Annotated in this window: 14 protein-coding genes; 4 read left to right on the forward strand and 10 right to left on the reverse strand. The window is 51.8% G+C overall.

The genetic code is table 11. The annotated features are described in order from the left end of the window. Positions 1 to 115 precede the first annotated feature (115 nt). The 4 genes from ACO6V1_RS11540 to ACO6V1_RS11555 are packed head-to-tail and all read right to left on the reverse strand — an operon-like array spanning position 116 to position 7,973. On the reverse strand, positions 116 to 1,162 hold the full coding sequence (locus ACO6V1_RS11540; protein WP_422447317.1) for a Wadjet anti-phage system protein JetD domain-containing protein: 1,047 nt from the start codon (positions 1,160 to 1,162) through the stop codon (positions 116 to 118). Positions 1,163 to 1,168: 6 nt separating this feature from the next. After that, complete coding sequence (locus tag ACO6V1_RS11545; RefSeq protein ID WP_422447315.1) at positions 1,169 to 5,605, reverse strand: hypothetical protein; 4,437 nt, start codon at positions 5,603 to 5,605, stop codon at positions 1,169 to 1,171. A gap of 2 nt (positions 5,606 to 5,607) precedes the next feature. Next, complete coding sequence (locus ACO6V1_RS11550) at positions 5,608 to 6,501, reverse strand: hypothetical protein (RefSeq protein ID WP_422460446.1); 894 nt, start codon at positions 6,499 to 6,501, stop codon at positions 5,608 to 5,610. Positions 6,502 to 6,503: 2 nt separating this feature from the next. Next, positions 6,504 to 7,973 (reverse strand): hypothetical protein, encoded by a 1,470-nt coding sequence (locus tag ACO6V1_RS11555; RefSeq protein WP_422447311.1) that lies wholly within the window; start codon positions 7,971 to 7,973, stop codon positions 6,504 to 6,506. A 183-nt stretch (positions 7,974 to 8,156) separates the two neighbouring features. On the opposite strand from ACO6V1_RS11555, the gene ACO6V1_RS11560 reads away from it, so the two are divergent. Further along, entirely contained in the window at positions 8,157 to 9,050 is an 894-nt protein-coding gene (locus ACO6V1_RS11560) for a WYL domain-containing protein (protein ID WP_422447309.1), read from the forward strand. Positions 9,051 to 9,249: 199 nt separating this feature from the next. On the opposite strand, the gene parE is transcribed toward ACO6V1_RS11560, so the two are convergent. From parE to ACO6V1_RS11575, 3 genes are all read right to left on the reverse strand, one after another. Further along, complete coding sequence (gene parE, locus ACO6V1_RS11565) at positions 9,250 to 11,142, reverse strand: DNA topoisomerase IV subunit B (RefSeq protein ID WP_422460485.1); 1,893 nt, start codon at positions 11,140 to 11,142, stop codon at positions 9,250 to 9,252. Positions 11,143 to 11,216: 74 nt separating this feature from the next. Continuing rightward, on the reverse strand, positions 11,217 to 11,834 hold the full coding sequence (locus ACO6V1_RS11570; RefSeq protein ID WP_422447307.1) for a YqiA/YcfP family alpha/beta fold hydrolase: 618 nt from the start codon (positions 11,832 to 11,834) through the stop codon (positions 11,217 to 11,219). Beyond that, positions 11,831 to 12,376 carry a TIGR00730 family Rossman fold protein gene (locus ACO6V1_RS11575; RefSeq protein ID WP_422447305.1) on the reverse strand — a complete coding sequence of 182 codons (546 nt, stop codon included), beginning with the start codon at positions 12,374 to 12,376 and terminating at the stop codon, positions 11,831 to 11,833. The genes ACO6V1_RS11570 and ACO6V1_RS11575 overlap by 4 nt, the downstream gene beginning before the upstream one ends. Positions 12,377 to 12,679: 303 nt before the next feature. Between ACO6V1_RS11575 and ACO6V1_RS11580 the strand changes: the two genes are divergently transcribed. Beyond that, a complete protein-coding gene (locus tag ACO6V1_RS11580) occupies positions 12,680 to 13,354 on the forward strand; it encodes an ERCC4 domain-containing protein (RefSeq protein WP_422447303.1) in 675 nt (224 codons plus the stop codon). Between the two features lie 31 nt (positions 13,355 to 13,385). On the opposite strand, the gene focA is transcribed toward ACO6V1_RS11580, so the two are convergent. Next, on the reverse strand, positions 13,386 to 14,240 hold the full coding sequence (gene focA / locus ACO6V1_RS11585) for a formate transporter FocA (RefSeq protein ID WP_422447301.1): 855 nt from the start codon (positions 14,238 to 14,240) through the stop codon (positions 13,386 to 13,388). A gap of 319 nt (positions 14,241 to 14,559) precedes the next feature. On the opposite strand from focA, the gene ACO6V1_RS11590 reads away from it, so the two are divergent. Both ACO6V1_RS11590 and ACO6V1_RS11595 read left to right on the forward strand, forming a co-directional pair. Next, positions 14,560 to 15,063 (forward strand): hypothetical protein, encoded by a 504-nt coding sequence (locus ACO6V1_RS11590; RefSeq protein ID WP_422447299.1) that lies wholly within the window; start codon positions 14,560 to 14,562, stop codon positions 15,061 to 15,063. Positions 15,064 to 15,399: 336 nt separating this feature from the next. Beyond that, positions 15,400 to 17,307: an ankyrin repeat domain-containing protein gene (locus ACO6V1_RS11595; RefSeq protein ID WP_422466935.1), complete on the forward strand. Its 1,908-nt coding sequence runs from the start codon at positions 15,400 to 15,402 to the stop codon at positions 17,305 to 17,307. 877 nt (positions 17,308 to 18,184) lie between these two features. On the opposite strand, the gene ACO6V1_RS11600 is transcribed toward ACO6V1_RS11595, so the two are convergent. Next, positions 18,185 to 19,648, reverse strand: coding sequence for a S41 family peptidase (locus ACO6V1_RS11600; RefSeq protein WP_422466937.1), 1,464 nt, complete (start codon positions 19,646 to 19,648; stop codon positions 18,185 to 18,187). Between the two features lie 122 nt (positions 19,649 to 19,770). Continuing rightward, positions 19,771 to 20,934: a murein hydrolase activator EnvC family protein gene (locus tag ACO6V1_RS11605; RefSeq protein WP_422460488.1), complete on the reverse strand. Its 1,164-nt coding sequence runs from the start codon at positions 20,932 to 20,934 to the stop codon at positions 19,771 to 19,773. Positions 20,935 to 20,965 lie beyond the last annotated feature (31 nt).

Genomic DNA, 20,965 nt, shown 5'->3' on the forward strand with positions numbered 1-20,965 from the left:
TTGTGCCAATCACCCTTCGATACTTCGACAAGCTCAGCACTCAGGATGAACGGAGATCGAGTTCAAAATGTGGAAATTATTTCGGGACAATTCCTAAGATTGTTACCTGGCCACTTCAGATGTCAGCCACACCTTCTTGTGGTAGTCGTTGGTGGCCTGCTATCAACGCCTTCATTTCGCGGATAACAAAACGCGGCATCCAGTCGCATAGCGCCTCAAAATCAAATCGCTCGTTGTTTGCATTGCCCTCGGGCGTCATTAAACGATTGAGGATCAGCGCATGGTAAAGCGATTCATCCAACTGTAGAGATATGCCGTAATCATCAAGTAACTTGCAATGCAGTTGGTGGGCGATTTTCAAACCGGCCACATCCAAGTCACCAAAATAGAGCAATTGCGTCACTTGCTCCGACTCAAGCAGCTGAGATACACGCTCCGCCTGACCTGATACCTTGTTACCGGCACCATAAACAACCAGGGACCATCGTGTTTTGTCACGATTAATTTGGCACAGCCTGTAATACACGTCAGAGTTCTCAACGATCACAGCCGGAAGGTCGGGACGGCCTGATGTTTCATACGGCAGCGGCGGCGCACGACGGATAGCACCCATGTCAGCCAGTGTCAGCAGGACATGCTTCCAGCCATTGGCAGGCATGGAGTCCAACGTTTTTTCATCGCTAAAGATCAATAGCGAGCGCTCACGGTGCCCAAGCGTACCCGGGAATAGTGGCTTATCCCGTTCAGTTTGGCGAAACAGGTATGCATTCAGCCGCTGCAGACGCTCCTTTACCTGCACTGTTACTGGGCCGGTAATTCGTCCTGCCAGCCAGGGATGCCACGCGATCTCTTGCGCTGTCTTTACGGGGGCGCTGATACCGTTGTACACAAATGCACTGGGCAGACGTAGGCCCCGCCAATAGGGTTGCCACTTAGCTTCGTTTTTGGGCTGAGCTCGCCAATCACCCGCAATCAGCTCTTTAATCGCCTGACGCAGCAAATCAGGGATGTCATGGCTTCGTGATTCCTGCTGATGGGTACGTAGCACCTCTTCTAGTACTGCCTGGGCTTTCACAGTGCGGGCGCTTTTGCCAGCCATACGGCGGTGTTTATGGGCGGTCGACTCCAACCGGGAGAGCCACGTCGTTACAACATTCATCATAGCCCCCTACAAGACCGGCTCAGGCTGAGGTTTAGCGGCCAACGAGGCAGCCCATAAAGCTTGGCGGCTATTGTCAATAGTAACCAGATCCCGCCTTTTCAGCTTCTGTGTCTTATTCAGAAAAAGATGGTTATCAAACATCGACTGGGCGTTTTCATCAGAAATGCCAGTCAGATAAATGAGCTGAATGTTGTAGGCCCGGGCCATCTGAGTTTGAATGCGCAACAGGTCATCGGCATTCGACTTGCCAAGCGGGTTATCCGCCAGCAAGAAGCCTGCGCCTGAAATTCCAGTGTCATACTCACGTACTTTGCCTACCGTCACAAAGAGCAGGAAGGCCGAGGTGAGGAGCTGGCCTCCTGAGCCTTCAAGCTGAGTGATATGAGTCCACTTCGGGCGGCTAGCGTTGGTCTTCAACATGCGCACATCCAGATCCCCTTCGCTCAATACCGACTGAACCAGGTCAGCTGTAAGTACGTCTCGGTTGGGGGAGCGGGCTACTTGCCCCTTGGCGATCCAGTGCTGCAGGCGGGCGCTAGCAAAACTTTCGAGGTCTGCAGGAAGATCATTCAGCCGGTCCGTCATCTTCAGAATAGCGCGGCCAGGCAACACAGGGCAGTTGTCCGGTATTCTAACCGACTTGGCGCGCTTCAGAAGCTTGATGGCTCGATCCAGATGAGAAGTCAGTTGCTTAACGGTCAGCTTAATCGAGCGCTGGAACTGCTCCAGACTGTCCTTCACCGCCTCATACACCTCTGCTATCCCAGTGTCTACACGCTCCAAATCGCCCAGCACCTCTCGCCAGGTGGCGATGGACTCCAACCGGTGCAGGTATTCCTGACTGGCCCGATCATCTGGGTTCTTGGCGGATTCTTCCATAATCCGATTGCGATAGTGCCCCCAAACGATGCCTACTTGCGTTTCTTGCACCTTCAGCGTCTTTTCCAACTGCGCATACCTTTGGCTCTCAGTGCGCAGTGCATCCACATACTCGGCTATATCCAGAATCTTGACGGGCAGACCTGCCGCAGGTGTCGGTGTGTAAGACTGAATCATCGCCTGAGCGTTATCGGCCTTGTGAAGTTGCTCTTTCACAGCCTCTATATCTTTGGAAAGGAGCTTCTGCCGTTCCGCCAGGTGATTAATTCGCTCCTTCGCTTCCCTTAGGGCTGCATTGGTATCAGAAAGGGTTGTTTTTATCGTCTCAACCTCAGTGGGCTTTTCCGTCCACACAAAACCCTCGACTAATGCCTCGCGAGTCTCTTCACATTTCTGTCTAATATTTTGCAGAGTTGCCTGCGCCGTGATTTGTCGCTTCGAGCACTCTTGCTGTTGCCTCTCAAACTGTGTGATCCGGTCATTGATCAGCGCGAGAGCACTGCTGGCCGCAGCTTGAACATCACCCAAGTGCGTGCGGTAGGCGGAGTGAGTGGATAATTGATCATGCGCATCGTTCTGTGCCTGCTCGGCTTTTTCCCGCTGGTGCTTAAGTTCCGTGACCTTATCACCTTGGGCCGCCTCAAGTAGCTGCTTCTGTGCCTGAACGGCAGCGTCATGTGCATCTTGCGGGTTCCGATCAGCTCCACCTTCGGTTGCCAGCACTCCTGAATAAAGGGCTTGGTTACTCAGGCTGGCCCACTGGTCAATCTGAAAGCTGAGCCGGGTTGCCTCGGATCGGTCGCTTTCTGCTGCCTGTTCGGTCTGCTTTAACTCGTCACTTTGGGTCTCAAGGGTATCCTCGCACCGCTGTTTCTGCTCATTCAACTTCGCTAGTTTTTCTATTGCTGTGTTGCGCGCAGCCCATTCCGTTACCACAAAATCATCCAGAGTGTCATGGAATTTTTGGGCCTGCTGGTGCTGTTGTTGAGCACTTTCAAAGAGTGCTTGAGCTTGACCTTTTGCATCACGCAGCTTCTGCTCATGCTGTTTCGCCTGCTCCAATTTTTCTACCATCTCCGCCAGTGCGGAGCGAGCCTGATCTAGCTGATTGACCAGGTTCGACCAGTGCTTCCCGTATTGATCATTGTGCAAGCGCCAGTCACCCTTGAATGCCTCCAGCATCATCAGGTCACGCTCTGCCTCCTCCACAAGAGTCTCTTGCGAAACGACAGCTTGTTCCAGCTCCTGAAGCCTTGCCTCGTAAGCCGCCTGGCTATAGCCGTATTTATCGGGATTAGAAAGTACCGCCTGTACTGAGTCGGGTGACCCGCCCAGGAGATCCTTCGCCTCATCGAGTCGATGAATGGCAATCGGCACTCCTTTCCATGGCAGCGTGTCGCTCAGTTCGCTGACCTGTGCGAACGTTGCGTCATCCAGCGCAACCAGACTCAGATAGCGGCCCGGATTTTGGTCGATCACCCCCGCAATACGTTCCGCATCGTCATTGAAGGCGGAGGCGAGGTATCGAGGGAAGGCCCACAGCTTTTCACGCGCAATGCCCGCCGCGTAAAACCCCTCAAGCGCCTTCTTGATCTGCTTGGTGACCATTTCATGGCCCGTCTGCTTTAGCTCATCCCGCTCGTGCTGGGCGGCCAGCAGGCGCTGCCTAGAGACCTGCAGCGTTTGAGTATCGGTTTCCAGTACCTCATCGATCCGCAATCCGCACTGCGCGCTGTGCCAGTTAGCATCTTCAAGATCAAGGGCACGCTGAGTCAGCGTGGGAAGCGTATGGTAGTTACTAGTCAGCGCCTGTGCGCTGTCCACCCCCTCCTGATGCTTTTGCTCGACCTGGGTGAGTGTGTTCTGGGCTTGACTGCGTGCAACTTCGGCTTGACTGACCACAGAATAATGCGCCTCAAGGACCTGCTCAGCCTTGTCTGCATCGATTTTGGTTTGCGCCTTATGTTGTGCGGCATCTTGTAAGAGCGATGCCAATCGGTGCTGCGCTGACGCTGGGGTTTCATCCCCCTGAATCAGGCCATCCTCGCGCAGCGAATCCCGCCGCAATTCGCCTTTACGCCGGTCCTTTCTGCACTGCTTACTCTCAGCATTCAGACCACCTAGCTTGGCCCTCAAATCGCCAATGGACTCTCCAAGAGTCTGAATTTGCGTTTCAAGCGCTGCCAGCTGTCCCGTGACTTCAGACTTCTTCTTTTGGTGACCACTTATCGCTCGCCGCAGTACACCTAATGCCTCGCCAGCCGCGCGGTCGAAGATAACCTGCAGTGGTTTTTCCGTCTCGCTTTGGAACACCTGAAGGTCATTAACCGATTGGCGGTAGCGATCTTTCGCCGTTGCATAGGTTTTGTAATCGATAGCAGCATGCGCAATCTCTAAGTGACACTGATGAGAGTCCGCTTCATCATTGAGTTTGTCGACATTACGCTGTTGTTCGTTCAATTGATGTTGAGCAAGATCATGTTCGAGAAGCACCTTGCGTTTTCTATGCAGAACACGGTCAGATGTCGCTTGATCAGCCTCTTCCTGCAGCCTTTCAGACTGTTCCTTCAGACGGGTGTGCTCTGCCTGTGTACTCTCAGCAAAGGCTGTGAGGTCTCGCATAGCCTCGCGAAATCCTTCAGCCATTTCCTGCTGCTGCGCTTCTGCAGCCTCGAGTTTATGAGCCGGTTCAAGGAACTTCCGCCAATTAGACAACACATCCCCCAGGAAGGATTCGTTACGTCGAATCGCTTCCAGCTCCCCCTGACGATGGACCTCGTGCGTCACCAACTCGCGTAGCTGTTCAGTTGTGTCCTTGGACATACTGCACGCAAAGAAGGCACCGAGAAAATCCTGTTCGGTCTTATAGTCGATGAATTTAGTTAACCCGCCCTCTTCAGAGTTGAAGGTCACCATGGTCTTGATAAGATCAACGTTGATCTGTTGCTCCACTAGAAACTCGCGCCACTCTTTATTTACCCGAGTCTTGCGCCAGTGCATACCACCGTCACCACCTGCCTTCTGATTAAGCCAACTCTCAAAACTGTGCAAGGTGTTAGCGTAGGGGCGCAACTCACGACTACGCTCGGCGCGTGAGTATGAGGGCACCTCATCAAACGGTGCATCCAGCAGGCTGTCGGGAGCGTCGCAGATAAAGAATAATCGTTCCACCTCATTCCCATTGCGCTGATGAGCGTGCCCCAGCAGCAAGGTTTGGCCGTCCTCATTCACCATCTCCACCAGGATGACGGACAGCTCCCGATAGAAGTAATTTTTATAGTGGTATTGGCTCTTGCGGCGGTTGGCCAGGTATTGAGTGAAGTCGTTGACAGATGGCTCAAAGACAGATAGTAGCAAGGCGATGTAGGTAGACTTTCCACCCCCGTTCACCAGTTGCTGATAGGTACTGACCACTGCCTTTGTATTCTTGGCAGGGGCTCTGCGCACTGCATCATCCGGCAGTTCGGAAGCTTGGGCGAGGCCGATGTAATTCAGATTGAGGTCCTTGTAGAAAGCCTCTTCGTGACCAGCGCCATCCATATAGACCCGTTTGATCAGCCACATGATCAAACCTCCAATTTGTGTTGTGTTTCTGCGGTTTCGATAGAGGCAGGCTGTCCTCCGTCCTCTGCGGATTGAGGATGATCGACTGATGTCGTCGCCTCAGCATTGCCTGGGGCAGATGGCTGCTCCTCTGTTGCAGGATCGATATCCATCACGAAGCGCACTGTCTCTTCAATGCCTGTATGGCGCAGATAGTGTTTGAGCTTCTGGGTCGGATACCAGTCAGATTCTCCCGACAGGCTGCTGTCCTCAGCCAGAAAGCCTTCCTCCTGCAGCAACTGTATCCAGCGCATTGCCATCTCAGTTTGCGAGCGAATACTGGAGACGCGCGCCACCTTTTCGTCGTAGATACGGGGGATGCGCTCTTCCTGCACAAACCGGGCAGCAAGGAGCAGGCCATCCACCGCCCCATCTACCTCGGCCTTGCGCTGCGCAATAACCTGATCGGCTACATCGTTGAGCTTGGCCACCACCGAGGCTGCACTGGTGCCTCTGACTTGACCAGACTCAACCCGAACCGAATCAGGGTTAGGAAACATGTCCGCAAGCAACGCGATAAGCGTCAGGCCTGCAAAGAGGCGCTGCTCCTTGCGCTCTTTGCCCATCTGCTCAGTGGTCACATCGTGTAGCAGGCGCTTATTAAGCCAACCCAGGGTGGGGGCATACGGACCACGACCATTGGCGGTCAACAACACCCCATAGCTCTCGTGCATACCGAGATAGTTCAACTTCATGCCAGCCGCGATGCCACGAATAATTTCCATAAACAGGACATCACCATGGAGTTCCAGAGCCCGCTGAATCGCATCATCAGCCATTTTGTATCCCAATGAGCTCATGATCGCTTGCGTGGCGATCTCGGCGTAGCGTTTAGCGTGTTGATCTGCGTCGTACATAACTACTCCTCGAGGGTCGGTACAGGGGCTGCTGTCAGCAAGATGATGTTGTCGGCTCGCCAAAGAGCTGATTCGATAGGGGTGTCGTCCACATCTACTTCAATGGAGGAATCGTTGTTGGTCGCCAAGCTGCCGATATGAAGCAAACAGACCTGCTGCTCCTGTTCGGATAACTCACCCTCCTCGTAGGCATCAAATACGTCTGCAAAACTGACTTGGCCCTGCGCTTTCAGACGGCTGGACACCCAGCTACTGCAATGACGGATCACCGAATCGGGAATGCCTTGCAGACTGGTTTCTATCGCCTCGGGTTGTTCGGTGGGGTCCTGGATCTCGTGTGGCAACACCTGATCGAACTGATCGATGTAGAGGTTCAGCACCAATTCCAGATCAAGCAGGGTGTGGCAATCATCATATTGGCAGCGCGGGGCCAGCAGGCATGCAACTAAGTCGTCCATGCTTTGTTCAGCTGCCGTTGGAGTGTGGGCCAGCAGAGGCTTAAGTGCGGCTTTTTCAAGTGTCTCCCGGAACAGGGTATTATCCCTCGGAATGATCAGCTTTAGACGGGCCTGCTCAAAGTCCTTGTTCACATCATGCAGGCAGTCCTGATAGCTCAGCGTGAAAGTGCTGACGTCGGCGAAGATTTCCTGCGCCTTGCGCAGCTTATTGAGCTTATCGGGGTGCAGTTCTGAGCGGCCATCGGCAAGCATTTCTGTGATGGTGGCGAGTGTGCTCTGGATATGCCCAAGCACCTCCTCGGTCTTATCGAAGGAGTCGCTGAGAATTGGCCGGATGTCCTGTGCGTAGGATGCACTTAAATCACCTGCCTGGGCGGCGCGCACTTTCATTCGCATACCAATCAGGTATTGCTCAAGTTGCCGCTGGGTCGACTGGATCTGGTGCACCGCTTTGTCGATCTCGCCACGACGGATAGTCTTGAGGGTGCGCCAAGCCAGTATGGCGGCACGTTCGATTGGCGTTTCATCAAGACGAAGGGTATAAAACATCATCCCCTCATCGGTCAGTGACCAGAGGATATCGTCTGAGCCGACAACCTGGTCATGACGCACCAGTCGAACCACCTGCTCGTCAGAATGTGCACGTTCGGTAAAGTCATAGAACCGCAGACGGAAAGGATCCTTGATCGCGGCGAAAATCTTGCCGGCTACCTGCACATAGCTAGCATCATTGTGTCCAGGATACGCCTCTCGCATGTGTTCCACTAGGCACAGTTCCGCCTCTCTACGGGTCATACCCGGCTGTCGCTCACGGTCGGTGTAGTACAGCATGGCGTCAAATAGGTACATGATGGCCGCAAGGACATCAAAGTCGATTCCGCCGAACGGCTTGCGTTGTAGGGCGCTGTAAATTGAATCGAGCGTTCGTACAACGAGCAACGCATGAGACTGAATGGTCAGTTCTCGACGCGCCATCGGTTCGTTGCGAGCTTGCTCCAGAAACTCTAGCGACATAGCATTCTCCGACTGAGAAGACGCCACTATAGCACCACGCAGTAACTCAAACAAAGATACTTTGCATAATATGATCTACATGCAATATTATTTGTCCTGAAATAAGTCAAGCCATATACTGGTTCCGAGTATCGGTTAGATCTCGAATTACACTCCGTCCACCAACGCCGAACAAAAACTGGTATGCATTACTCAACGTTTCTCGGTCAGCACAAAACATCGCTCAGTCATGCGCAGTGGCTGCGCTTACGTTATATCGAGCGTCAGTTGCTTTGGGAGCGCAAGGTCACATCGCGCATGATTGCAGATGAGTTTGGCGTCTCTGCGCAGCAGGCCCGGACTGACGTACGAACCTATTTGGAGCTGGCACCTGGTAACGTGGTTGACCAAAGCGGTAGCCGCAAGGGGTATTTTCCCAGCGCCACATTTTCGCCTGTATTGCTGGGGGAGAATGACCTGGTATGGCGCGCGACGGCAGAGTTTCAACCGCCGCAAGCGGCTCATGTGCAGGAAATCCCGATTATTCATCGCGCGGTACCCAGCCGCACTTTGTCGGTTTTCCTGTCTGCGATCGAGCAGCAGGGTCAGGTGCACGCGACCTATGCGTCCATGGAGAATCCGGAAGGTACGCCTCGAAGGCTGACCCCCGCAGTCATTATCACCGTCAACGGACGACAACATGTACGCGCTTATGATTGGGGCAGTTCGGCGTACAAAGACTTTGTTCTGGCACGATTCATAGGCGTCCCGGAAATAATTACTCCTGCCGAAGCTCCGCTAATTGAAGACAAGGCATGGGATATTGCGATCCCTGTGCGCTTTATTGCCAATCCTGCGCTGAGCAAGGCGCAGCAGAGGGTGATTGAGCAGGACTACCTGCTTGAGCCCCGCGAATTCAGCATTCGCGCGCCGATGATTTTTTATTTATGCCCCGAGAACAACCTACCCAAAACCGATGGCGAGTATGCGGAGGCTACTGATCCTAATGGCCACGGACCCTCCGTTTATCCGGTTCTTGCTGTTCACGCTCAAACGGGTGAACCCATTCACAAGTATCGTTGTGCGGGTGAGCATTAGAGTGTACTTCCCACGGTTTGGTAAACACTTCTGGGTACGCTCTGAGCTTAGGAACTCAGGCCATGAACAACCGTGATAAGATTCAAACTGGTAGTAAACTGATCGGTTACAGCCTCAATGTTTATCTGGAATTTTTCAGCAGTTTTTCTACTGCCCTTTTGCGTTTGTACAAAAATGAATAACGTCGATCTACCATCATTTAAGCAATTTCAACCAGATTCCCCCTGGACTCCAACCAGGTCTTGCGGTCCGAACTGCGCTTCTTGGCCAGCAGCATGTCCATCCGCTGAGTCGTCTCCTGCTCATTGTCGAGGGTCAACTGAACCAAACGACGAGTGTCTGCAGACATGGTGGTTTCACGCAACTGCAGAGGGTTCATTTCGCCCAGTCCCTTAAAGCGTTGCACATTGATCTTGCCTTTCTTTTTCTCAGCACGGATGCGTTCAAGAATGCCTTCTTTCTCCGCTTCATCCAGGGCGTAATAGACGTCCTTGGCCACATCAATCCGGTAGAGCGGAGGCATGGCCACATAAATATGGCCGCGTTCCACCAGCGGGCGGAAGTGTTGAACGAACAGGGCGCAGAGCAGGGTCGCGATGTGCAAGCCATCGGAGTCCGCATCGGCCAGGATGCAGATTTTTCCGTAGCGCAAACCATCCAGGTTATCCGATGCCGGATCAACTCCCAGGGCTACGGAGATATCGTGTATTTCCTGGGAGGCCAGTACTTCTGAGGAGTCCACTTCCCAGCTGTTGAGGATTTTACCCCGCAACGGCATGATGGCCTGGTACTCACGGTCACGGGCTTGCTTGGCAGAGCCGCCCGCCGAGTCCCCTTCCACCAGGAACAGTTCGGTCATGCTCAGGTCCTGACTGGCACAATCCGCCAGTTTACCCGGTAGTGCTGGCCCCTGGGTCACTTTTTTACGGGCGACCTTCTTGGCTTTGCGCATCCGTTTCTGGGCATTGCTGATGCAGAGTTCTGCCAGCAGTTCAGCTTCAGCGGTATGCTGGTTCAGCCAGAGACTAAAGGCATCTTTTGCCACACCAGAGACAAAGGCGGCACACTCTCTGGAAGAGAGGCGTTCTTTGGTCTGGCCGGAGAATTGTGGGTCTGCCAATTTGGCAGATAATACGTAGGCGCAGTTTTCCCACAGGTCATCGCCACCGAGTTTCACGCCACGGGGCAACAGGTTCCGGAACTCACAGAATTCCCGGATGGCTTCCAGCAGGCCGGTTCTCAGGCCATTCACGTGGGTACCGCCCAGCGGGGTGGGAATCAGGTTGACATAGCTTTCCGTCAGCAGTTCACCACCCTCGGGTAACCATTGGACGGCCCAGTCTACCGCCTCGCTTTCCCCTTTCAGGGAACCGGTAAAGGGTTCAGCGGGCAGCACGGCAAAGCCTCTGGTGGCACTTTTGAGATAGTCATTCAGGCCATCTTCGTAGTACCACTCGGTCACGTCTTCAGAAATACGGTCATCAAATTCAACCCGCAGGCCAGGGCAAAGGACTGCCTTGGCCCGGAGAATATGCATTAGCCTTGGTACGGAAAATCGTGGGGAGTCGAAGTAGCTGGCATCGGGCCAGAAACGAACCGTTGTTCCGGTATTGCGACGTCCGCAGGTGCCGGTTTCGTGAAGGTCTTCATCCTTGTAGCCATCTTTAAAGCTGATGGCAGAAACAACGCCGCCACGGCGAACGGTCACTTCCAGATGGCTGGAGAGCGCATTGACCACAGAAACACCCACCCCATGCAAACCACCGGAGAACTGGTAGTTCTTGTTGGAGAATTTACCACCGGCATGCAGGCGGGTGAGAATAAGCTCAATACCCGAGATGCCATGTTCCGGATGGATATCGGTGGGCATGCCACGGCCATCATCCACTACTTCCAGAGACTGGTCTTTGTGCAGGGTGACCTTGATATGGGAAGCAAACCCTGCCAGAGCCTCATCCACACTGTTGTCGATGATTTCCTGGGCAAGATGGTTTGGCCGGGTGGTGTCGGTGTACATTCCGGGGCGTTTGCGCACCGGGTCGAGGCCACTGAGTACCTCAATCGCCTCGGCATTGTAGTCGTTCTTTACCATGAGTCCTTGCTGACTGATCGCTTTATGATGTAAAGCGTGAAAATGGAGAGTGTAACGAATCGACGGTGATTTGTTCAAACGGATGTCGGAAAATCCTGTTCCAGAAAGTCAAATATTTCTGGTAACACGGTCTCAAAATGATCAAAAGTGTGGCTGCCACCTTCCTGTACGATCGCTCTGCATTGCTGATATTTTTCCACCGCCAGGCGGTAGTCCAGGGTTTCATCGCCCGTCTGTACCATAAGCAGTGTGTTGTCCGGTGATGCTGGTGGCTCTGTTTCCAGAAGGAGCAGCTGCTCAACATACTCTTCGGTCATAACCCAGTCGGCTCCCGTATGGAAGTTTTTCTGGGGGCCGAGAAAGGCTTCGAATCGTTCATGGGGAACGACGGCCGGGTTAATCAGCACCAGTCTTGCCTTTTTCCGGTGGCCATTATCCAGTAGCCAGCGTTGCAGCCAGGTTCCCAGGAAGCCACCAAGGGAGCTGCCAATGATGTAGATATCCCTGAGGTTCAGCGATTTTTTCAGGTGGCTCTGTATACACTGCACAATATCCGATGGAAAAACCGGCAGATCTGGTATCCATAATTCAATATCCAGCCGGTTATCCCGGACATACCCGGTAGTTTGGATAGCCTTGCTTGACTGGGATGAACTGTTCAGGCCATGCAGATAAACCAGCAGCGGCTTCATATTTTTGCCCCTATCATTCTATTCACCAGTTCTGCCGGGGAGTGGTCAATCACCAGCTGTTCAAACCAGTAGCGGGTGATAAAGCCTTCATCCACGGCATTCTCCAGCCAGGCCACCAGGTGATCATAATAGCCAGCCGTATTCAGAATGGCGCAGGGTTTACCATGGTAGCCTACCTGCTTATGGGCAATTTCCTGAAACAGTTCATCCATGCTGCCAACACCACCGGACAAGGTGATAAAGCCATCCGCCAGCTCACCCATGGTCTGCTTGCGCTGGTGCATGTCCTGCACATGGATCAGTTCGCTCAAGCCTTTATGGGCCTGCTCCTGTCCGACCAGGGCATGGGGAATCACCCCAACCACCGTGCCACCTCCGGCGATGGCTCGATCAGCGATAGCGCCCATCAGTCCAACATTACCACCGCCATAAACGATGGTGATGCCTTGCTCTAACAGCGAGTCCACCAATGCCTCAGCGGCCTGACGGTACGCTTCCTTACGACCAGACCGGGCACCGCAGAAGATTGCCACTGACTTCATTGCTTATCCCTCTATTTCTCTGCATGGCAATAAGTAGCTAACCATATGAAATCATATATTTCTGACTCCTTGTTCAGGCACTCCCGGCAACCGCTCCTGCGTTGCTCTAGCTCCTGCATCCATGCAGTCGTGCTTCGTTACAACTCCGGTCACATAGCTACGGCTATGTTCCCTCCGTTGTGCCTCGCATAGCACCTGCCCAAGTAGCCAGAAATATGTGATTCCATATGGCCAGCTACTTAGCAAGCATACACAATTAGCTATACTGCTGCCTGTCCTAATGATCAGAATAACGCTCATACCATGCATAATATCGTGATTGACATTGATTATCGGGAAAGGGCTTCAGGGATTGTTGACATACTGCAGGGGCGGGAAGGGATTGTTGTGAACACCGTCTCTCTTGATAGTGGAGATTATAAAATCAACAACGACTGGCTGGTTGAGAGAAAAACGCTGACCGATCTGGCGGCCTCCATTATTGATGGTCGGTTATTTCGGCAGTTGAGCCAGTTTAGTTTTCCTTATCGCAAAGTATTACTGATTGAAGGAACTACTGACATGTTGTGTTCATCGGGTATACGACGAGAGTCTATTCAAGGGGCTCTGGTCACAGTGTCACTGTATTTTGGTATTCCCGTACTTCGTTCCATGAACCCGAATGAGACTGCTGCATTATTGATTATGGTGGGGCGACAATGGAGCAAGTTCAGAGGGCTTATGAATTCTGCGGGTATGGGGTCCCGGCCTGTTCCATCTAAAAATCCGGTCCGGCAATCGTTAAATATGCTGCAGTGTTTGCCGGGTGTTGGCTCGCTGAAAGCCCGGGCTCTGTTGCAGAAATTCGGTTCGATTGAAGCGGTCTTGCTGAGTTCGGTTGAAGAGCTGGCACAAACCAGGGGGATTGGCAGAAAAACAGCGCAGGGCATCAAGCAGATGTTGAAGCATTCCTACGCTGGCAAAGCTGAAACTGAATGACCACATCATAGGTCATTCAGTTAAACCTTGATTAACCTTTAACACGAAGGTGCACAAACCACTTGCTCAAACCCACCATCACACCACCACCAATGATATTACCGATGGTAACCGGCAGCAGATTCATAAAGATGTTGCCCAGGCTGATCATGTCGAAATCGGCAGCGGTGTAACCAATCGCCTGCCAGAACTCAGGGCCAGCCACAGTCTTAACCATGTAGCCCACTGGCAACAGGTACATGTTGGCTACGGAGTGCTCAAAACCCGCTACCACAAACGCCGCTACCGGCAGAATGCAGGCCATCATTTTACCCGCAGCTGTGCGTGCACTCAGGGTCATCCAGTAGCACAGGCAAACCAGCAGGTTACAGAGAATACCCAGGATCAGGGCCTGGAAGAATGGATAGCCCAATTTGGCCTTGGCAATATACATGGCAGAGAGGCCTACCTGACCATTGCCGCCTTCCCAGACCCCGCCACCAATAATCAGCAGGGCAAAGAGAATAGAGCCGATAAAGTTACCAACGTAAACCAGCCCCCAGTTTTTAACGATGTTACGGAACTTCAGTTTACCCGTTGCCTTGCCCATCAGCAGCAGAGTACTGCTGGTAAACAGTTCGGCACCGCAGAGCACTACGAGCATCAGGCCGGTACTGAAGACAATACCACCCACCAGTTTGGACATACCGTAAGGCATGCTTTGGGCACCGGCCATCACTACGGTATAGAACATGCCGGCAATGGCAATAAAGATACCGGCCATAATCGCCAGGATCATGGTTATCTCAGGGTGTTTTTTGGCTTTGCCTATTACTGCCTGCTCAGCCAGCTTTGCCATTTCCGCAGGAGGAACCGCACCATAGTTGGGCATATTTTGAACTTGCATGGGGTTATCCACAGCCAATCGATGTTGGCGCTAAGTCTACCAGTGAGAAGAATCGGGTATCAGAGTGGTAAATTCATCGGGTATTACGAAAAATACTTAGTACATGGCGTGAACACTTCATAAATTGAATCAATGAACAAAAACAGTGCATTAAAAAATAGATAGAGTTTGTGCAAAAGAACAGTTGCTTCTTGTGATAAATACAGCGACGATAAAATGAGTTGTGTTATAAAAATGCTGTTCAATATCCACAGGCATCGAGCATACCGTTTTCCGGTTCTTCACACACCAATGGAGAAAAGGATGGAGGGAAAATGCCATGAATAGTCATCTGCTGATCATTGCCCTGGGAGTCACTGTTCTCGGCTCTGCGCAAGCAGACGACCATGGGCAGATGCCTGGTGATGTTGAACTGCTGCCGGAGCAACACGCGGCAGAATCCCCGGATAAGCCCTCTACCTTGGAACTGAGCAACCAGTCATTAAGCCCGGCTGATAACGCCAGAGGCCTGCGCATTGATTATCAGCCTTTTGATAACAACTTCAGTATGTCGGCTGGCAGTTTTCGCCATGCGGCAAAAGATTCACAGAATTCACGCTACAACAACAAAACCTATCTTGGTGTAGGTTGGAAGAAAATGGTGGATCAGGCAAGGCTGGGTGTTCGGGTTGATATTGGTGCTGTTTATGAAAATAATGAAGGCAGCAATCTTGCCGCCCCTACGGTTAACAGTTTGAAATCCATCTCAAGAAACAACGTTGATGAAACGACAACTGCCCGCTGGCAGCCTGTGATCAGTTTTGGGGTTTCCTATCGTTTCTAGCGCATCCAAGCCTTAATACCCACGCATCTTCACACCTGCAGAGGACGGCCTTTGACAGTCCATTTAAATGGCTTGGCCATCCTCTCATTGAAGAACTCAATAAAACCGTAGAGCCGTACCTTCAGGTCCTCTTTGGAAGTGAAGCTGTTCCTTTTCAAAAACCTTCTGACCAGGATGGAAAACCAGATTTCAATCTGATTCAGCCAAGACCTGCTTGCGTCTCGTGTTTTCGTGTCACATCAAGACAAAAATCACCGACCTCGGATAACAAGGCGGAACTTTTTTACAGAGCGATTGCTCTAAGCATCCACCTATTCGGACAGATGGCAAGTTACCATGCAACCACTAAATACCGGGGGTTACCCTGGCTTGCTACCAGCCAGTGCTGCCGGAACCTCGAAAACTTCGGAGAAAGTAGACGACACTTATTTACCGACCTATGCAAAACAGATTCCCCGTATCTCTGTTCCCGACGATCCGGGAATATCCGGCAGAGTCGGGTTACAGCCCACTTATGGTCATAATCTGTCTGTGGCCGTGCAATCCGGAGTCAGGACTGACGGTCTGGCTGCTGCAGGAACCGGCGACAACCGTTGTATGGTCGCACATTGCACCGGCGCTGCCAGTAAGGTCCCTCTGAATTGTGCAGTTGAGTGCGGGGATATCAATATGGTGGCATGGCTGTTGCGCAATGGCACCGAGGTTAATGGCCGCGAGGAAGGGTTGCGGAAGCAGCATAAAGCCCTCAGGTTCCCCGGCAGAGAAGGGTTTACCCCATTGACCCGGGCAGCCATGTACGGGTTAGTTGACATCGCGAGGTTACTGCTTGAGTCTGGAGCTCGTGTTGACCACCCCGATTGCAAGGGCATGACGCCACTGGCCACAGCTGCGGCCTTGGGTAACACTGAACTTATGCAACTGTTGATTGATTGCCAGGCGGATATTAACAGCAATACCCTTGGCTGGCCGACTCCCCTGACTCAGGCTGCCAGGAACGGACAGGTCGGGGCGATAAGCCTGTTACTGGAGCATGGAGCGGATATTTACAGCTTTGCCTACGGAGGCGGAACGCCACTGACTCAGGCTACCATGCATGGGCATACCGAGAGCGTACGAATGTTGCTGACTATGGGAGCCGACGCCAACAGTAATAGTTCTGGAAGGGGGACGCCACTGTGCAAGGCTGCGGGCAAGGGTTATATTGAGATTGCCCGGCTACTGGTGAGTCATGGAGCCAACATTAACAGGTTTGATGGCGGCTATTTCAGGTCAAATTCCCTGAGCGAAGCTGTCAAGCATGGGCATGTTCAGCTGGTGAAGCTGTTGCTGGAACATGGCGCGCATTGGCAAGGTCCGGGTATAGAGAAAGGTCTGCTTAGAGTAGCTGTTGAGAAAGGTTGCATCGAGACCGTGAAATTGCTGTTGAAGCATAATGCGGATGATGTAAACGGCGGAGGATTCAGACCACTTTCACCACTGTCAGCGGCAGTCAAAAAGTGGGATATTGATTTAGTGAAACTTCTGTTGCAATTCGGTGCAGATCCTGATTGTAATGCCTTAAGTGGTGTCTATCCCCCCAATCCGCTGGCCACTGCGGCTGAATTTGGGCGAATTGAATTTGTTGAACTGCTGTTGCAATCCGGTGCTGATGTGCACGGCCATACCTATGGGAAGAATTCGCCCTTGACGCTTGCGGCGGCTGCAGGACATTACCAGGTGGTGCAGTTATTGTTGCAGCATCAGGCGGACGTTCATAGCCGTACCAAGGGTAATGATACTCCTTTGACACAGGCGGCGGCTCAAGGGCATTACCAGGTAGCGCAGTTATTGTTGCGGCATAAGGCGGATGTTAATAGTCACTCCTCTGGTCTTGCTACTCCTCTGACGCAGGCGGCTATTGCAGGACATTACCAGGTGGTGCTGTTATTGTTGCGGTATAAGGCGGATGTTCATAGTCGTGACGTTAGAGATGGTACTCCTCTGTTCTGGGCCAACAAACGAGGGTTCTGGAAAATTGCTTTTGAACTTATCCACTACGGCAGCTGTCCAGAGAGAAGCCTGTCACCGAATGTTATCAGTACAGTCACTCAGAAATTTGGCTTCAACCCGCAAGAAACTACTCTCAGTCTGGAAAGTTTGTGCAAGAGGAGGCTGCATGATTTGCTTGATAGACGAACAATATCTTCTTTAAATTTGCCTTATGGTTTGAAAAATGCACTTCTGAAGGAAAATTTTTTCCCATAAGTCCATGGCCTCCGCAGTTCAGCTGCCTGGCTCCCTTATAACCAGAGCGACAGATTCCCACGTTCCACAAAAGAACCTGAAATCAGTTCATGTCCCGGACAGCGCCCAGTCAGTAACCGGATTACCCCCTGAACTTCTTCATCTCGCCTGGGGGCATCTTCCGCTGCGGCGTCATGATAGATGATCGCCAACGACAACAGGTTTTTTCAGATTCAGAGAAATACATCAGATCGAATTTCTCCAGTAGCTCGATGTACCACATCAGATTGTTCCGGGCCAATATATGGCAGCAGGTGTGATCCGGCTTCCTTACCCCATAAAAATGGAACATAAAAAGGAACATCCCACTTTCACCACCAAAATAACGTAATCATTTGATTTTGAAGCATATATTCTATTCGAATATATGGTTGGCACGATATTTAATCGTTTAAAATCAAAATGTTACCAAGGGGTGGTGAAGGTCGGAACATAAAAAGGACACCCACTTTTATCGGTCGAAAAGTCTATGGGTGTCCTTTTTTTTTCTGCTTTTTTTTTCTGGGTTAACAGTTTGAAATCCATCTCAAGAAACAATGTTGATGAAACGACAACTGCCCGCTGGCAGCCTGTTATCAGTTTTGGGGTTTCTTATCGTTTCTAGTGCATGGTTTCAATGCAATTGATGGGCTCTTTCCTTGACCTCCAAACTCCGTTCGTCTTGAGCGGAGTCGAAAGGCGTAAACTCCATACCCTGAATACTGTGCCAATCACCCTTCGACTCCGCTCAGGGGGAACGGAGATTGTACGTCAAAATCATTGAAACCATGCACTAGTGCAGATAGGCGCTAATACCACACCGCTATCAGGAACCTCGGTAACGAGGCACAGTCGTCTTCTATGGCGTGGTTTTCATTGGCTTAAGCGCAGCCGTCTTCTTTTCTTCCGGCTTAACGGCAGTAATCGTATTAATGTGCATCCCTTTTAATACATTCAACGCCTGATTCAGCTGATAATCCTGGGCCAATAGCTCCGCTGCCTCTTTCTCTGCCTTACTGGCCCTGGCTTTCTTACTGTTGGATGCATCATCTTTATTGCCATTGCTGAGATGTCGTTGCAAATCGGCTTCCTTATACTGCTGAGGGGCATCAATCGGGGTTACTTTGGCACGCTGGACCAAAATATCCGGTTTAATTCCTTCGGCCTGGATGGATCGACCATTGGGCGTATAATACAAGGCAGTGGTCAGTTTTAATCCCTTGGCTGCATCAACACTCAACGGTAAAACGGTTTGTACCGACCCCTTGCCAAAAGACTCGGTTCCCATCAGCACAGCTCGCTTATGATCCTGCAGGGCACCGGCAACAATTTCGGAGGCTGAGGCTGAACCGCCATTGATTAACACCACCAACGGGACGCCCTCTGACGGGTCATCAACCGATGCGCTAAACCTCAACTCAGAGTTTGGAATACGACCTTTGGTGTAAACAATCAACCCTTCGCTGATAAAGGCATCGGTAACGCCAACCGCAGCCTGCAGCACACCACCCGGATTGTTGCGCAGGTCAAGAACCAGCCCGTTAAGCTTGCCGTCTTTCTGTGCTTGCTTGAGTTCTTTCAAGGTATCCACCAGCTCATGGCCGGTATCCGCCTGGAACTGACTGACACGAATATAACCATAACCCGGCTCAAGATGTCTGGCCCTGACACTCTGGACTCGGATAACCGCCCGTTCCAGGGCAATCTCAAGGGGCTTCTCCACACCCTCACGGACAATCGTCAGCTTGATCGGGGTGCCTGCCTTACCGCGCATCTTATCCACCGACTCTCCCAGGCTCATTCCCTTAACCGATACATCATCCAGCTTGATAATCAAATCCCCGGCCTGAATGCCGGCTTTTGCGGCAGGTGTGTCATCAATGGGGCTCACCACCTTGATAAAGCCATCTTCCATGCCCACTTCAATACCCAGGCCACCAAATTCTCCGGAGGTATTTTCTTCCAGCTCTTTGAAGTCATCCGGTTTCAGATAAGCAGAATGAGGATCAAGCCCGCTGAGCATTCCCTGAATGGCATTTTCCAGCAACGTCCTGTCATCGACTTCCTCAACATAGGCTTTTTTGATGCGTTCCATGACTTCGGTGAAGGCCCGAAGTTCATCAAGCGGCAGCTTTCCTTTTGGCTGCTCACCGTGCCCGGTGTCCTGGTCTACTGGAGACTGGCTGTTGATTTCAGCGGCAGGAGCCTTTGGGGGCTGTTCTTCCTGAACAGCCGTATCAGCCCAGCCATTGAATGCCAGTCCGGTAGCCAGCACCAGGGCCGATGCCTTGATAAGCCGGTGGAGGTTAAAAATCAAATTCATGAATGCTCCCGAGCATTATTTAATTCAGTGAAGTATAGAAATTACTTATCGGTATCACCGTTTGAAACTACACTGAGTTCGGGATACTCTCCGACAGTGGTACATGGTTTGGATTCCCTTACTCACTTACGGCCAAGCCATAAAGATGGGTCTTGGGGTTTGCCCTTCAGGCGCACTTCAAAATAAACGCCCTCAGTCTGCTGCCCTCCACTTTGACCACTCAACGCCAGTGGCTCACCCGCCAGCACCGTATCACCTTCCTGCCTGAGAAGGGTGTCATTGTGAGCGTACAGCGTCAGGAAATTATCACCATGGTCAACGATCACCAACAGGCCGTAACTGCTCAGCCAGTCGGCAAAGATAACCCGGCCATCATGCACGGCATTAACTGTTGTTCCGGAGGTTGCGGCAATAAACATGCCCTGCCAGCGCATGCGTGTTTCCGGATTCTGATCGTTGAACTTAAACAACACGCGTCCTTTTACCGGCCATAACAGCTTGCCTTTACGATTGTTGAAAGACTCACTGTTACCGAGCTGCCGACTGATAATACTGGCCAGCACCTTATCCAGCTTTTCTCGCTCCTGTTCCAGCTGTTTAAGCGCTTTTCCTCCCTTTTGATAACGACTCGCCAACTCACTCAACCGCTGTTTACGTTCAGACTGCTGTTTGACCAGGGACTGCTTTTTCTGGTCAATCACGGCTTTTTCCTGATTCAGTCGGGAGAGGAGGGTTTGCTGGTCATGTTCCACAGATTTCAGTTCCGCAAGGGTTTTCTCATACTCACGGATAGACTGAAGTTGTGCCTTTTGAAAGTAATCAAGATAAACGAGTTGTCGGGAAACACTGTCCGGATCTTCCTGGTTCAGCAATAGCTTGATGCGGCTGTCACCCAGACTCTTATAAAGCGATTGCAGACTCCGGGCAACCTGAACCTTTTGTTGTTCACTCTTTGCCGTCAGTCGCTGCTGACGGCTCTGGAGCTTTTTTATTTCGCCCTGCCCCTCCTTAAGGCGAGCTTCCAGCGTGATGATATCGGTGTTCAGTTGTTGAATGGCCTTGTCGTTCTTCTGCACCTGTTTCTGGGCAGAAGTTCGTGCCGCATTGAGGGATTCCAACAGCTCTTTCGTATGTTGGATATCACTTTCAATGGCTTTGATTTCTGCTTCGGTTGCCACCTGTTCATTACTGATACCCAACTGAGGAATGATTGAGCAGGCAGCAAACAACAGTGCTGTGAACATTTTTTTATATCTGCCCGGGAGCAGCGAATTGAAAAGCATCATGGGAGGTGTCTTTGGCTATTGGCGAAAATTC

This window comes from Endozoicomonas sp. ALC013 (assembly GCF_049310205.1).
Taxonomy (GTDB): Bacteria; Pseudomonadota; Gammaproteobacteria; order Pseudomonadales; family Endozoicomonadaceae; genus Endozoicomonas.

Excerpts from the sequence above, each read along its gene's own strand:
- ACO6V1_RS11580 (WP_422447303.1), top strand. The coding sequence starts at position 12,680 with ATGCATAATATCGTGATTGACATTGATTATCGGGAAAGGGCTTCAGGG.
- focA (WP_422447301.1), bottom strand. The coding sequence starts at position 14,240 with ATGCAAGTTCAAAATATGCCCAACTATGGTGCGGTTCCTCCTGCGGAA.
- parE (WP_422460485.1), bottom strand. The coding sequence starts at position 11,142 with ATGGTAAAGAACGACTACAATGCCGAGGCGATTGAGGTACTCAGTGGC.
- ACO6V1_RS11550 (WP_422460446.1), bottom strand. The coding sequence starts at position 6,501 with ATGTACGACGCAGATCAACACGCTAAACGCTACGCCGAGATCGCCACG.
- ACO6V1_RS11570 (WP_422447307.1), bottom strand. The coding sequence starts at position 11,834 with ATGAAGCCGCTGCTGGTTTATCTGCATGGCCTGAACAGTTCATCCCAG.
- ACO6V1_RS11560 (WP_422447309.1), top strand. The coding sequence starts at position 8,157 with ATGCATTACTCAACGTTTCTCGGTCAGCACAAAACATCGCTCAGTCAT.
- ACO6V1_RS11575 (WP_422447305.1), bottom strand. The coding sequence starts at position 12,376 with ATGAAGTCAGTGGCAATCTTCTGCGGTGCCCGGTCTGGTCGTAAGGAA.
- ACO6V1_RS11595 (WP_422466935.1), top strand. The coding sequence starts at position 15,400 with ATGCAACCACTAAATACCGGGGGTTACCCTGGCTTGCTACCAGCCAGT.
- ACO6V1_RS11605 (WP_422460488.1), bottom strand. The coding sequence starts at position 20,934 with ATGATGCTTTTCAATTCGCTGCTCCCGGGCAGATATAAAAAAATGTTC.
- ACO6V1_RS11555 (WP_422447311.1), bottom strand. The coding sequence starts at position 7,973 with ATGTCGCTAGAGTTTCTGGAGCAAGCTCGCAACGAACCGATGGCGCGT.
- ACO6V1_RS11590 (WP_422447299.1), top strand. The coding sequence starts at position 14,560 with ATGAATAGTCATCTGCTGATCATTGCCCTGGGAGTCACTGTTCTCGGC.
- ACO6V1_RS11600 (WP_422466937.1), bottom strand. The coding sequence starts at position 19,648 with ATGAATTTGATTTTTAACCTCCACCGGCTTATCAAGGCATCGGCCCTG.
- ACO6V1_RS11540 (WP_422447317.1), bottom strand. The coding sequence starts at position 1,162 with ATGATGAATGTTGTAACGACGTGGCTCTCCCGGTTGGAGTCGACCGCC.
- ACO6V1_RS11545 (WP_422447315.1), bottom strand. The coding sequence starts at position 5,605 with ATGTGGCTGATCAAACGGGTCTATATGGATGGCGCTGGTCACGAAGAG.